Consider the following 12,893-nt stretch of genomic DNA (forward strand, 5'->3'; position numbering starts at 1 on the left):
ATTACGCTTTCACTGCTGCATGATTGACGGCACGCACCGCCTGTTGGGCGGCATCGGTCAGACCGGCTGCCGAGATAATCGAGAGACCGCTTTCGCTCAGCATCTTTCTGCCTAGCTCAACGTTTGTACCTTCGAGACGGACGACAACCGGAATCTGGATGCCGACTTCTTTCACGGCGGTGATGATGCCCTCGGCAATAATGTCGCAGCGCATGATGCCGCCGAAGATATTCACCAGAATGGCCTTGACGTTGCTATCGGCCAGAATGATCTTGAACGCGCGCGCCACGGTGGCCGCCGTTGCGCCACCGCCCACATCCAGAAAGTTGGCAGGCGCGCCGCCATGCAGCTTGATCAGGTCCATGGTCGCCATGGCAAGCCCGGCGCCGTTGACCATACAACCGATGTTGCCGTTGAGTGCAATGTAATTGAGCCCGGCGTTGTGCGCTTCGGCTTCCTTGGCATCGTCCTGACTCCAGTCGCGCTGCTCGGCCAGGGCTTTTTGACGATAAAGCGCGTTGTCGTCCACGCTCATCTTGCAGTCCAGTGCCACCAACGCACCTTCGCTGGTCACCACCAGCGGGTTGATCTCCAGCAAGGCGAGGTCGTTTTCCTTGAAAAGCTTGTACAAGCCCTTGGCGAGGCGCACAAAGGCAGCAATCTGCTCACCGGCCAGACCCAAGCCAAACGCCAGGTTGCGCGCCTGGAAATCCACCAGGCCATTCAGGGGGTCGCACACTTCCTGCAGAATTTTTTCCGGCTGAGTGGCGGCGATTTCTTCAATATCCATGCCGCCCGCCGCCGAGGCTACCATCACCACGCGCTCCAGACTGCGATCCACCAACAAGGAGAGATACAGCTCGCGCGCAATCGGCAAGGTCTGCTCCACCAGCACCTGCAATACAGGCTGACCATCCGGCGCATTTTGATACGTGACCAGCGGCTTGCCGAGCAAGCTGGCGGCCACTGCTTCAACATCCTCGTACGACTTCACCACCTTGACGCCACCGGCCTTGCCGCGGCCACCCGCGTGAATCTGCGCCTTCACCACCCAGGCATCACCACCAATGCTCTTGGCGGCATCAACGGCGGATTGGGGATTCTCTGCGACCTGACTTTGGGGAATGGGCAAACCGTAGCGCTGCAATAGGCTTTTGGCCTGATACTCGTGCAAATTCATAGAAGGGGCTTAGTGTGGATGCAATACCGCATTTTCGCGCAATTCGGCCTATTGCGCCAGTGCAGATAGCGGCCCGGAAGCCGCATGCAGAGCCCGCGCAATGTATAATGCCAGCCTTACTCACAGACTTCGATCCCTGCCATGCGTCTCGTTGTTCAAGGCTCTGCCATCAGCTTCTCGCACCTCGCCCACTTGCACCAGCTCAGCGGTGCCCAGCAAGGGCTGCAATTTACACAACTGGCCGAGCACGCCTACAGCCTGCCACGACAAACCGAAGCGCAGCAACAGGTCATCGATTTTTGTCGCGAGCAGCAGATTGACTGCGCCTATGTTGATGACAAACACACCCTCAAGCGCTTCGGCCTCGCGGTGATGGACATGGATTCCACCCTCATCAGCATTGAATGCATAGACGAGATCGCCGACATGCATGGCCTCAAACCGCAAGTCGCCGCCATTACCGAAAGCGCCATGCGCGGTGAAATCGAATTCGCCGAAAGCCTGCGCCGCCGCGTGGCCCTGCTGGAAGGTCTCGATGAGTCCGCCCTGCAACGCGTGATCGACGAGCGCCTGCAACTCAACCCCGGCGCCCAGACCTGGATAGACGCCTGCCGCGAAAATGGCATACGCACCATGCTGGTGTCCGGTGGTTTTGATTTCTTCGCCGACAAGGTAAAAGCCATGCTGGGCCTGGACTATGCGCAGGCCAATTCACTGGAAATCGTGAATGGCAAACTCACGGGCAAGGTACTCGGCCATATCGTCGACGCCCAGGCCAAGGCCGATTTTCTGATCGCCACTCGCGACAAACTAGGATTGAGCGCAGATCAGGTAGTGGCGATTGGCGATGGTGCCAACGACCTCAAGATGATGTCCGTCGCCACCGCCGGTGTCGCGTATCATGCAAAACCCATCGTGCAGCAGCAGGCCACTTATGCGCTTAACCATGTGGGCCTGGATGGACTGGTGGGATTGTTTGCCTGAACCCAGAGTTAGGCAGTATAAATTGTATGCTCCATTCCAACGCGTTGCTTGATAGAAAGTTAATTGCTCATCTACCACTAACATGCAGCAAACAAAACGTCATCATTATGTGCCTAAGACTTATTTAAATTCTTTTTGCGACAAGGAGGGTAAACTTCTTGTCTATCGCAAGGATGGACCTTCCGAACCTCTAAAGGTAACACCAGACAATACTCAGTTCCGTCGGTATTATTACTCTCAGCCAATCCAAGATGGCGGGCAAGACAATAATACATTGGAGGCCCTATTTTCAGCAGTTGAGTCCTACTGGCCGGCAACCGTAAATGCGCTTAAGCACCGCAGTGATGTAAATTCAAGAATTGAATCTATTATCCAGTTTATTTGTTTGCAACGCGTTCGAGTACCGGCCTGCCGAGATATGGTTGAGGCTATAGAAGCTCAATTTGTTAAAGATACATTAATAACAATGCTTGCTAATGGTCAGCTTCCGCCACTCCCCCCAGAACTTGCAGATTTACCTAATAAGCTAAAAATATCGATTGATCCTCACCGAAGCATCCATAGAATGGTGGACATGTTGCGCGCTATGGGAAACTTAATTGACAAGTTAGGTTTTGTTGTGATTCACAACAAGACGAAGCGACCATTCCTCACCAGTGACAATCCTGTTTTATGGTTTGATCCGACGCTTCCATTTTTAGAACAGAAGCCTTACACAATCAACCCACAAGGGCCTATTCTTTTATTTTTTCCAGTGAGTCCTGATATGGGCCTCTTGGGTACTAGTGGCGATCTAGAAAGATTCCAATGTTTTGGCTTTGAACATCAAGAAAACTCAGATGAAGAGTGGGTTGAAATAATGAACGCGCAAATATGTAGATTTGCTTATGAGGCTGTGATCGCTTCTGCATCAGGACAAGAATATATAATCGAGTGTTTCAAAGATGTTTCTCCTGTACATGAAGCCTCTTCACTAAGAACCAAAACAGGAAACCTAACTATTCATAAGCTCGCCTTCGATAAGCGAGTACAAAAACAAAAATGGAATCCGAATAATAAATAAAAATGGTGCTGGGTCATCTGATAGAGGTTTGGATCATTCATTAATGGTTATTCATTCAATTATAATTTCTTAATGATTTTGCCAGATTACCAATAGCGCACCCCAAGTAAAAAGCGCCTCATCGAGGCGCTTTTTTTACAACTTGATCTCAAGTTACATGACTGATCAATGCTTTTTCGGATGCAATGGCAGCCACACTACTTCGCCTGCCTTCATGTCTGGCACGATGAGGTATTTTTCATCTTTGCTGAGGGCAATGTCGGCAGATGCATTGAATCCATCCTTCAGCAGCTTCACTTCGTCGTCGTGGCCCAGCTCAAATACCTTGCCGTTTTTCCAGTCGCTGACGTAGATGACGCCGGAGCTGGCGTGCACCAGGCCATCACCACCGCCGAAACCTTCCGCCAGTTTGGTGAGTTTTTTGGATTTCATGTTGTAGCTGTAGAGGATGCCGGAGGCAAAGTCGACTTCCAGCAGAACATCGCCGGTATCATCCACCACCAGGCCATTGGGGCTGAGTACCTTGGGATCCTGTTTGCCGTCAATCACCAGCGTGACCTTGCCTGCCTTGTCCAGGCGGTAAATGGCACCGCCGCTGCCGGTGTTGATGTCGCCACTGTCGCTAACGTAGAGATTGCCTTTGGGGTCGGGCTCAATGTCGTTCAGGAACTGTGGCGTCACCGGAAAGCCGTTGGTGGGCGTGAACACCTCCCATTTGCCATCGGGCTTCACTTTCAGGACGCGGGTTTTATCGGTGACATAAATATCCTGCCCGATGATGGCCAGACCTTTGGGGTCATCCATGCCGGTCGCAAATACGCTGACCTTGCCATCAGGCGAGATCACGCTGATCTGGCCATCACCATCTTTGCCAAATTCGCCGATTTCAGAGACAAACACGCGGCCATCCTTGGTTTGCAGCACGGATTCCGGCGTTTTGAAGCCGCCTATGGTTTTGCCTTCGTGAGCATGCGCGAGAGGCGCGAACAGCACGGACAACGCAAGCACAAGCGGGGTGAGACGGGGAATTCGGGTCATGGCGTATATCTCCTGGGTTGGTTATTTAGGGCTTTTTATGGAAGGCAGCACGCTTACCATGGAACATGGCGTAGCGGTTTCGTTGGAGGGAATGCCATTCTTCACGGCATCGCTGAATGCGGGGTCGGCTTTCATCTTGGCCACCACTTGTTGCATGGCGAGCTTGTAGGATTGTTCCACCTGGTAGGCAGGCACTACATCGAGAAAACCACTTTTTTCTGATTCGCCAACGTAGGTGCCAATCGGTTTGCCGCTACCACTATAAGCGCTGGCAATAATGGTGCCGTAGAAAATCTTCATGTGCGGGTTGTAGAACATCTTGGGTTGCAGCTTGACCAGCGTATTACCGACCAGATTGCTCTCGCACATGCCCACCTTGCCAAACTCGGCACCCATTACCTCTTTGGCAACTGGCTCCACTGCCGGGCCTTGGGCAAACCAGTAATCATTGTAAAATTGCCAGAGCTTGATCGGATGCTGATACTCCTGTGGATTGATGTAGATCAGCATATCGGCTGGCTTGGCTGCCTCATCCGCCAGCGCCATGGCTTGCACAGGCAAGAGCCCGGCAACCAGCCAAGAGAGTAAATGCAGTCTGTGTTTCATGGTACTTTCCTTGATTAAAAACGATTATTTGGCCTGATATCGTATGCGATACACTAGGCCAGAACGGTCATCCGACACATACAGCGCACCATCCGGCCCGATTAGCGTATCTACCGGGCGGCCCCAGGCCGCGTTGCCTTGCAGCCAGCCAGTGGCAAAATCCGTGACTTCAACGGGTTGATTCTGCTTGAATTTTACACGCACCAGTTTGTATCCCGAGGGGTTAACCCGATTCCACGAGCCATGCAGCGCCACAATGGCATCCTGCTGATAATCCTTGGGGAATGCGCTTTTATGCAGGAAGGTAATGCCCAGTGGCGTCGAGTGCGCGTCAAAGGTGATGGCCGGCGCTTGCATGGCATCGCAGAATCCGCTGGGTCCCTCAAAGTTTGGATCCGGCACGCGTTGGCCCCAGCAATGGGGCCACCCATAGTTCTTGCCCGACTCAATCTGGTTCAGGTGCTCAGGCGGAATATCATCATTGACGCGCCCACCACGGGTTTCCGAGCGCATATCCGCACCATTGTTGGTAGCAAACATGGCCTGCGTTTGCGGATGCCAGGCAAAGCCTTGCGAATTGCGCAGCCCGCTCGCCCATACCGCTGACTGGGCATGCCGCCCCAGCGTCACCAATGCCCCGGCAGGTTTGCCATCCACGGTATAGCGCAAAATAGCCGCACGGCTGGGATCTTGCTCCACGCAAACATTGCAGCTGGAGCCAACATTGAGATAGAGATAACCATCCGGCCCCTGCCGGATGGTCTTGAGGGTATGCCCACCCGTCGCCAGTCCACTGATGATGGGCTGGGCTTTGGCAGCGGGCCACTTGCCGCCCTGCTGCTCCAGCCGGACTACGCCATCCTGATTTGCCACCAGCAGCTGTTTATCCACAAAAACAATGCCGTTCGGCGCATTCAGCTTGTCTGCCACGACCACGGTTTCATCGGCTTTGCCGTCCTTATCGCGGTCAGGCAGCATCAGCACCTGGCCGCCCATCCCGGTGGTGAGATAGAGATTACCATCCGGGCCGAAAGCCATCATGCGCGGGCCGCTGAAATAGCCTTCCCCTGGATTCACACGGGCAAACACATTCAGGCTGAAACCAGCGGGCAAGCGCACGGCACTTGCCACATCTGCCGGGATGGGCGCTTCGACGGCCTGATCAGCATGGCTGCTGGCGGATGCGACGGTCATGATACCCGCCAGCATCATGCAGAATCCGACGACGGGACGTCGAATACGCGGCTTGGACATTCACTTGCTCCTGTAAAGGGTCATGGATGTTGTTATGTCAGCACATCGGACCAGATATTCTGCGCCCAGTAGCGGGCATAGTCGGCCTCAAGTTCGGAGGGAGCGTCAGAGACGCCACCGCCTTCGGCTGACAGCATGATTTTTTTCGCCTGGTTGTAGCGGTACACATTGGCGACGTGCATGGCCATGTGGTCACTGACATAGCTGTAGCAGGTGTTGGCAAACACCGGCGATGCGTCGATCGGCTGCTCGGTCAGCGCTGCCAGCACAGCATTGGCGCACACCCGGGCTTGCGATGTGGCCATGTGCGCCGACTTGGGCAAGGCCGCCGATACTGCATCACCTATGATATGGACATGCGGAACCACCATAGATTCATATGTCAGAAAATCCACCTCGCACCAGCGCTTGTCGATATTGTTGGCCTGCACCAGTTGCGCCGGGATTCCAGCGCGTTGCGGCGGGATCACATTCAGCACATCTCCCTTGATGCTTTCAAACTCGGTCATCACAGTCTGGCCAGCCACATCCACTTCGATCACCGCGCTGTTGGGCCGATAATCAATCATGCCGGGGTAGAGATCGGCCCAGGCTTTGGTAAACAGGCCCTTCTTGGAGACGATTTCCGGGTTGGCATCCAGCACGATAATACGGGCCTTGGGCTTGTGCTGCTTGAAGTAAAACGCCACCTGACATGCCCGCTCGTAAGGCCCGGGCGGACAGCGGTAAGGGGCTTTGGGGATACTCATCACAAACACGCCATCGTCCGGCATGCTCTCCAGCTGGCGGCGCAGATTAACGGTCTGCTCCCCAGCTTTCCAGGCATGGGGCACCTGCTTGCGGGCAGCGTCGCTTTCTAGCCCCGGCAACGCATCGTAAATAAAGTCTACCCCGGGAGCGAGGATAAGCTTGTCATAGCCAAAATCACTGCGGCCCAGCACCAGCTTTTTACGCTCTGGATCAATCGCGACCACCGAATCCCGTACCCATTGCAGATCGTGATTCTTCTTTAGTGCGGCATAGCTGAACGTGAGGTCATCGATGGTTTTGCTGCCACCCAGCACCAGATTGCTGAGGGGGCAGGAGACAAATTGCGAGCTGGGTTCCACCACCACCACATCGACCGTATTACCTCCCCACAGCTTGAGATATTTGGCGGCCGCCGCACCAGCGTAGCCCCCGCCAACCACCACCACTCTGGGCTTTGGTCTTCCGGCAGCGCGTAACAAGGGCGAGCATCCAGTCAGCAGCGCTGCCGCCGAGCCCAGTTTGAGAAAATTGCGTCTATCAATGGTCATGAGAAGGCTCCAGCTTCACGGAGGGCGGGAGCTTGCCAGCGACCCGTGGTTGCGTGGCAAAAAACGCGGCCAGGCCGACAATTTCGTCTTCCGTCAGCCCTTTGGCATGGCGTTGCATCACAGTCGCCGGGCGCTCGCCAGAACGAAATGCTTTCATCTGGCGGATGAAATGCAGGCTATCGAGACCGGCCAGCACTGGTGTCCCCCCCACGCTATTGCCATCGGTGCCGTGGCAGGCCGCGCAGGAAGCAGCCAGCACCTGAATATGCGGAGAATATTGCGGGGTTTGCGCGAAGGCGCTACCAGAGATACACATGAGAACTCCCAAGACGGGAATTCGGTAAGAGGCTATCAGTTTCATGGGCTACCAATCGTTGCAGGATTGGGCCAAGCGGCCGGGAAATGCAAAAGAGCGAAGCCTGTCGTTGAGTACAGGCTTCGCTCTTGTGATTATAGCGGGTAAAACACCAGCGTTAACGGCATGGGCTTGATAACAAGCCTAGTTACATTGGCCTTCGCAACCATCATCCTTGGCGCCCGCAGCTTCCAGCACTTCCACCATCTTGGTGTTGCCTGTATCCCTGACGGCACGCACGATGGAAACGCCACCGCGCATCTTGATATTGACGTCAGCACCCTTGGAAATCAGGTATTTGACGACATCGGTATAGCCATCATAAGCCGCCAGATGCAAAGGCGTCATTTTGGTCATGGGGTGCTGGTAGTTCACGTCAGCGCCCTGCTCAACCAGATACTTCACCACCGCCAGCTGGCCTTTGTTGGCCGCAATCTGCAATGCCGACCATGCGAAGTATTTGTCGTTAACATCCACTTTGTGTTCATTGAAATATTTCTTGACCACCTTGAGCTTGCCGGTACCCAATGCATCGGTGTACTCAACCTGCTCATCGCCTGTCAGCGCAAAGGCCGAAAACGGAATACAGAGTGCTGCTGCCAACAGGATTGCCTTGATTGTTTTCATGCTGTTCTCTCTCTAATCTTATTATCGTATTTTAATTAACATCCACGTTCACGCATCAACCGATGAACTTGCGTGCATTACGGAACATACGCATCCACGGCCCATCTTCACCCCAACCATCAGGATGCCACGAGTGCTGCACGGTACGGAATACACGCTCCGGATGCGGCATCATAATGCTAAAACGCCCATCGCGCGTAGTGAGTCCGGTAATGCCCTGTGGCGAACCATTGGGATTGAATGGATAGGTTTCCGTCGCACTCCCCGTATTGTCAACGAACCGTATACTGACCAGTTTGTCGGCAAGTACGCTGTTGACCGCACTTTCATCAGAAAATTCCGCAAAACCTTCACCATGCGCCACGGCAATCGGCATGCGGCTGCCTGCCATGCCATTGAAAAACAGCGAAGGTGAGTCCATGACTTCCACCATGGCCACACGTGCCTCGAACTGCTCGGAACGGTTGCGCACGAAATGCGGCCAGTGGCTGGCACCGGGGATCAGGTCGCGCAGGTTGCTCATCATCTGGCAACCATTGCAGATACCAAGCGCGAAAGAGTCCTCGCGCTGGAAGAAAGCTGAAAACTCATCGTTGGCGCGGCTATTGAACAGAATGGACTTGGCCCAGCCTTCGCCCGCGCCCAGCACATCGCCATACGAGAAGCCACCACAGGCCACCACACCGGCAAAGTCCTTGAGGCTGACGCGGCCACTGATGATGTCGCTCATGTGCACATCCACCGACTGGAAACCAGCACGATCAAACGCCGCCGCCATTTCCACCTGACCATTGACGCCCTGCTCGCGCAGCACCGCCATGCGAGGACGCACACCAGTAGCGACATAAGGCGCTTCGATCTTGTTGGCGATATCAAACGTCAGGTACTGATGCAGACCGGGGTCTTGCACATCCAGAATACGGTCGTATTCCTGCTGGGCACATACCGGGTTGTCCCGCAGCTTTTGCATCTGGTAAGTGGTCTCGGACCACATGCGATGCAGATCGGTACGCAGTTCGGCAAATACCACTTCGCCATGCTGGCGAATGATGATGCCGTGATTGTTGATCACCGGCGCGCCGAGCACATGCGCACAGCCTTGCAAGGCCTGGTTGAGTTGTTCAGCAATCGTCGATGCTTCGGCGGCAGGCACCTGAATCACGGCACCCAGTTCTTCGTTGTAAAGCACGCTGACGGCATCGCCAGACAGCGCAGACAGATCAACATCAATGCCACAGCGACCGGCAAACGCCATTTCCACCAGGGTGACAAACAGGCCGCCATCCGAACGGTCATGGTAAGCCAGCAGCTTACCAGCAGCATTCAGCGCCTGAATCTGCTCGAAGAAGGCCTTGAGCTGTTCCGGTTTATCCAGATCGGGCGCGACGTTATCGGTGGCACCATATACCTGGGCCAGGGCAGAACCGCCCATACGATTGCGGCCATTGCCCAGATCAATCAGGATCAGCTTGCTGTCGCCCAGATCCGTCCGCAGTTGCGGCGTCAGGGTCTGGCGAGCATCGGGCGTGGGGGCAAAGGCGGTGACCACCAGGGAAATTGGGGCAGTCACGGCTTTTTTGTCGCCGCCTTCTTCCCACACGGTCTTCATGCTCATGGAGTCCTTGCCGACCGGGATGCTGATGCCGAGTTGCGGGCAGAGCTCCATGCCCACCGCACGCACGGTATCAAACAGCGCAGCATCTTCACCGGGGTGTCCGGCAGGCGCCATCCAGTTGGCAGAAAGCTTGAGGTCAGACAACTGCTCAATGCGGCTGGCGGCAATATTGGTAATGGATTCGGCAATCGCCATGCGGCCGGAAGCCGGAGCATCAATCAGCGCCAACGGGGCTTTTTCGCCAATGGCAAAGGCTTCGCCACGATAAGTTTCGTAACCCGCCAGCGTCACCGCCACATCCGCTACCGGCACCTGCCATGGGCCCACCATCTGGTCGCGGGCGATCAGGCCCGTCACCGTGCGGTCACCAATCGTGATCAGGAAGGTCTTGTCGGCCACACCTGGCAGTCGCAACACACGCTCGGCCGCTTCTTTCAGCGACACCTTGGCATCAAATGGCTTGAGATCGCGCTCCAGATGCGTCACGGTGCGGGTCATCTTGGGCGGCTTGCCCAGCAGCACGGACAAATCCATGTCTACTGGCTTGTTGTCAAAATGGCTGTCGGCCACGGTCAGGTGGCGTTGCTCGGTGGCATGGCCAATCACGGCAAACGGGCAGCGCTCGCGTTCGCAAATCTCGGCAAAGCGTGCCAGATCTTCCACCGCCACTGCCATCACATAGCGTTCCTGCGCCTCGTTGCTCCACAGCTCACGCGGCGACATGCCGGGCTCTTCGTTATGTACATTGCGCAGCTCGAACAGCGCGCCCACACCAGCATCGTTCACCAGTTCGGGGAAGGCATTGGAGATACCACCAGCGCCGACGTCGTGAATACTGAGAATAGGATTGTCATCCCCCAGCTGCCAGCAGCGGTCGATAACTTCCTGCGCACGGCGCTCAAGCTCAGGATTGCCACGTTGCACCGAGTCAAAGTCCAGGTTTTCGGTATTGGCACCGGTATCCATACTGGATGCCGCGCCACCGCCCAGGCCAATCAGCATGGCAGGACCACCCAGCTGAATCAGGCAGGCGCCCGGCGGAATCGGATTCTTTTTCGAATGCTTGGCCGAGATATTGCCCACACCGCCCGCCAGCATGATGGGTTTGTGATAGCCGCGCAGCTCACCGGCGGCTTCCAGCTCCAGCGTACGGAAATAACCCGCGATATTGGGGCGGCCAAACTCGTTGTTATAGGCGGCGCCACCCAGCGGGCCATCGATCATGATCTGCAGGGCGGAAGCAATGCGCGATGGCTTGCCGTTATCGCTTTCCCACGGCTGCTTAAAGCCGGGAATATTCAGATTGGACACGGAAAACCCGGTCAAACCAGCCTTGGGCTTGGAGCCAGAACCAGTCGCACCTTCGTCGCGGATTTCACCGCCAGCACCCGTCGCCGCACCGGCAAACGGTGAAATGGCCGTCGGGTGGTTATGCGTTTCCACCTTCATCAGGAAGTGCATGTCTTCCTCGGTGTAACCATACTCACCATTGGCCTGCGGATAAAAGCGGCGAGTAGTTTCGCCCTGCACAATCGAGGCATTGTCGGAATACGCCACGACGGTATTGCCCGGATTCAGCTGATGCGTATTGCGGATCATGCCAAACAGCGATTTGTCCTGCTTGACACCATCTATCACCCAGTCGGCATTGAAAATCTTGTGGCGGCAATGCTCGGAGTTGGCCTGGGCAAACATCATCAGCTCAACATCGGTCGGGTTGCGGCCGATGCGGGTGAAGTTTTCCAGCAGATAATCCACTTCGTCGGGGGACAGCGCCAGGCCCATCTCGCTATTGGCCGCTTCCAGTGCTGGCTTGCCACCGGCGAGAATGTCCACCGTAGCCAGCGGAGCTGGTTCGGCAATGTGATAAAGACGCGCAGCATCTTCCAGCGTCGGGAAGACGGCTTCGGTCATGCGGTCATGAATCAGCGCTTTCAGCGCCTGCTTTTCAGCATCGGTCAAGGGCGAGCCATCGGCCGTAGCCGCATAGTAAGCCACACCGCGCTCCAGGCGCTGCATGGTTTCCAGCCCACAGTGGCGGGCAATATCGGTCGCGCGTGATGCCCATGGCGAAATCGTGCCGGGGCGTGGCACCACCAGCAGCAATTCACCTTGCGGCTGCTCTTCGTGCAGCGTTGGGCCATAGGTGAGAATCTTCTTCAGCGTGTCCTGCTGGGCGGTGGTCAGCGTGGTTTCGGACCAGGCAAAATGCCAGAACTCGGCATACAGATGGCTGATACGCGGGGCAGTTGCCTTGAGCGCAGTGAGAATTTTATCGAGACGAAAATCGGAGAGTGCTGCGCTGCCGCGAAGGCTGATCATTTGGAGGCTGGACATGAATAAATTCAGGACGTTGGCAAAAATGTAATTTTACCAGAAACCGCCGCCTATTCCTCGCCTGTTGCCTGCTAAAATCCAGCGCATCATGACCGCCCTGCGAGGAATCGCCATGCATCAAGGCCGCAGCACCTGCACCCTGGTTTTAGCCAGCCTGTTGTTCCCATGGCTGTTAAGCAGCTGTGCCAGCAACGCACCGCAATCCAGCACCATGCTGCTGAAGGCGCGTTACCAGTTTTCCGATAGCAGCGAAAACGCGAGTTATTGTCTGCTGAAAAGGCTGGCCGAATCCTACCCCAACCGCACCAGCACGGTGGATCAGACCGAGCATGGCTGGGATATACGCTTGCATGCAGATCAGCGCGTGCTGTTTGTGCTGAGCATGTCTGACGTCAAAGGCCAGAAAACGATAGGGGAATTGTTTTTGCCTGAAGGCGATATGGCGCAGGCGGCGTGGGTCAGCCGCATAACCTCGGCCGCCCTGCCCTGCAAAGGCAAACCGGTCTATTGATCAAGCAACCCCGTCAGGGATTGCA

At 55.6% G+C, this 12,893-nt stretch carries 11 protein-coding genes; 3 read left to right on the plus strand and 8 right to left on the minus strand.

Features of this window, described 5'->3' with window-relative positions; genetic code table 11:
- Position 1 precedes the first annotated feature (1 nt).
- The gene (sucC, locus tag LG203_RS08995) at positions 2 to 1,180 is read right to left on the minus strand and encodes an ADP-forming succinate--CoA ligase subunit beta (protein WP_230345462.1); all 1,179 of its coding nucleotides are present in this window, start codon (positions 1,178 to 1,180) and stop codon (positions 2 to 4) included.
- A gap of 141 nt (positions 1,181 to 1,321) precedes the next feature.
- Between sucC and serB the strand changes: the two genes are divergently transcribed.
- Both serB and LG203_RS09005 read left to right on the plus strand, forming a co-directional pair.
- A complete protein-coding gene (serB, locus tag LG203_RS09000) occupies positions 1,322 to 2,164 on the plus strand; it encodes a phosphoserine phosphatase SerB (protein ID WP_230345463.1) in 843 nt (280 codons plus the stop codon).
- A gap of 82 nt (positions 2,165 to 2,246) precedes the next feature.
- Positions 2,247 to 3,227: a DUF4238 domain-containing protein gene (locus LG203_RS09005; protein ID WP_230345464.1), complete on the plus strand. Its 981-nt coding sequence runs from the start codon at positions 2,247 to 2,249 to the stop codon at positions 3,225 to 3,227.
- Positions 3,228 to 3,392: 165 nt separating this feature from the next.
- Here the strand turns inward: LG203_RS09005 and LG203_RS09010 are convergent, their stop codons facing one another.
- The 7 genes from LG203_RS09010 to purL form a co-directional block, all read right to left on the minus strand.
- Complete coding sequence (locus tag LG203_RS09010; RefSeq protein WP_230345465.1) at positions 3,393 to 4,265, minus strand: SMP-30/gluconolactonase/LRE family protein; 873 nt, start codon at positions 4,263 to 4,265, stop codon at positions 3,393 to 3,395.
- 21 nt (positions 4,266 to 4,286) lie between these two features.
- The gene (locus tag LG203_RS09015) at positions 4,287 to 4,871 is read right to left on the minus strand and encodes a hypothetical protein (protein WP_230345466.1); all 585 of its coding nucleotides are present in this window, start codon (positions 4,869 to 4,871) and stop codon (positions 4,287 to 4,289) included.
- Positions 4,872 to 4,895: 24 nt separating this feature from the next.
- Positions 4,896 to 6,125 carry a PQQ-dependent sugar dehydrogenase gene (locus LG203_RS09020; protein ID WP_230345467.1) on the minus strand — a complete coding sequence of 410 codons (1,230 nt, stop codon included), beginning with the start codon at positions 6,123 to 6,125 and terminating at the stop codon, positions 4,896 to 4,898.
- Between the two features lie 32 nt (positions 6,126 to 6,157).
- Complete coding sequence (locus LG203_RS09025; protein WP_230345468.1) at positions 6,158 to 7,423, minus strand: NAD(P)/FAD-dependent oxidoreductase; 1,266 nt, start codon at positions 7,421 to 7,423, stop codon at positions 6,158 to 6,160.
- Positions 7,413 to 7,739: a c-type cytochrome gene (locus LG203_RS09030; RefSeq protein WP_230345469.1), complete on the minus strand. Its 327-nt coding sequence runs from the start codon at positions 7,737 to 7,739 to the stop codon at positions 7,413 to 7,415. Before LG203_RS09030 ends, LG203_RS09025 begins: the two co-directional genes overlap by 11 nt.
- A 183-nt stretch (positions 7,740 to 7,922) precedes the next feature.
- On the minus strand, positions 7,923 to 8,405 hold the full coding sequence (locus LG203_RS09035) for an ankyrin repeat domain-containing protein (protein WP_230345470.1): 483 nt from the start codon (positions 8,403 to 8,405) through the stop codon (positions 7,923 to 7,925).
- 55 nt (positions 8,406 to 8,460) lie between these two features.
- Entirely contained in the window at positions 8,461 to 12,357 is a 3,897-nt protein-coding gene (gene purL / locus LG203_RS09040) for a phosphoribosylformylglycinamidine synthase (RefSeq protein ID WP_230345471.1), read from the minus strand.
- Positions 12,358 to 12,469: 112 nt separating this feature from the next.
- Here purL and LG203_RS09045 point away from each other — a divergent pair, with 112 nt between their 5' ends.
- On the plus strand, positions 12,470 to 12,868 hold the full coding sequence (locus tag LG203_RS09045) for a hypothetical protein (protein WP_230345472.1): 399 nt from the start codon (positions 12,470 to 12,472) through the stop codon (positions 12,866 to 12,868).
- Positions 12,869 to 12,893: the final 25 nt, after the last annotated feature.

The sequence above is a fragment of the Methylovorus mays genome (assembly GCF_020531915.1).
GTDB classification, from domain to species: Bacteria; Pseudomonadota; Gammaproteobacteria; order Burkholderiales; family Methylophilaceae; genus Methylovorus; species Methylovorus mays.

Bases quoted from the DNA above. Each gene is read 5' to 3' on its own strand.
- sucC (WP_230345462.1), bottom strand. From the start codon at position 1,180: ATGAATTTGCACGAGTATCAGGCCAAAAGCCTATTGCAGCGCTACGGT.
- serB (WP_230345463.1), top strand. From the start codon at position 1,322: ATGCGTCTCGTTGTTCAAGGCTCTGCCATCAGCTTCTCGCACCTCGCC.
- LG203_RS09005 (WP_230345464.1), top strand. From the start codon at position 2,247: ATGCAGCAAACAAAACGTCATCATTATGTGCCTAAGACTTATTTAAAT.
- LG203_RS09010 (WP_230345465.1), bottom strand. From the start codon at position 4,265: ATGACCCGAATTCCCCGTCTCACCCCGCTTGTGCTTGCGTTGTCCGTG.
- LG203_RS09015 (WP_230345466.1), bottom strand. From the start codon at position 4,871: ATGAAACACAGACTGCATTTACTCTCTTGGCTGGTTGCCGGGCTCTTG.
- LG203_RS09020 (WP_230345467.1), bottom strand. From the start codon at position 6,125: ATGTCCAAGCCGCGTATTCGACGTCCCGTCGTCGGATTCTGCATGATG.
- LG203_RS09025 (WP_230345468.1), bottom strand. From the start codon at position 7,423: ATGACCATTGATAGACGCAATTTTCTCAAACTGGGCTCGGCGGCAGCG.
- LG203_RS09030 (WP_230345469.1), bottom strand. From the start codon at position 7,739: ATGTGTATCTCTGGTAGCGCCTTCGCGCAAACCCCGCAATATTCTCCG.
- LG203_RS09035 (WP_230345470.1), bottom strand. From the start codon at position 8,405: ATGAAAACAATCAAGGCAATCCTGTTGGCAGCAGCACTCTGTATTCCG.
- purL (WP_230345471.1), bottom strand. From the start codon at position 12,357: ATGTCCAGCCTCCAAATGATCAGCCTTCGCGGCAGCGCAGCACTCTCC.
- LG203_RS09045 (WP_230345472.1), top strand. From the start codon at position 12,470: ATGCATCAAGGCCGCAGCACCTGCACCCTGGTTTTAGCCAGCCTGTTG.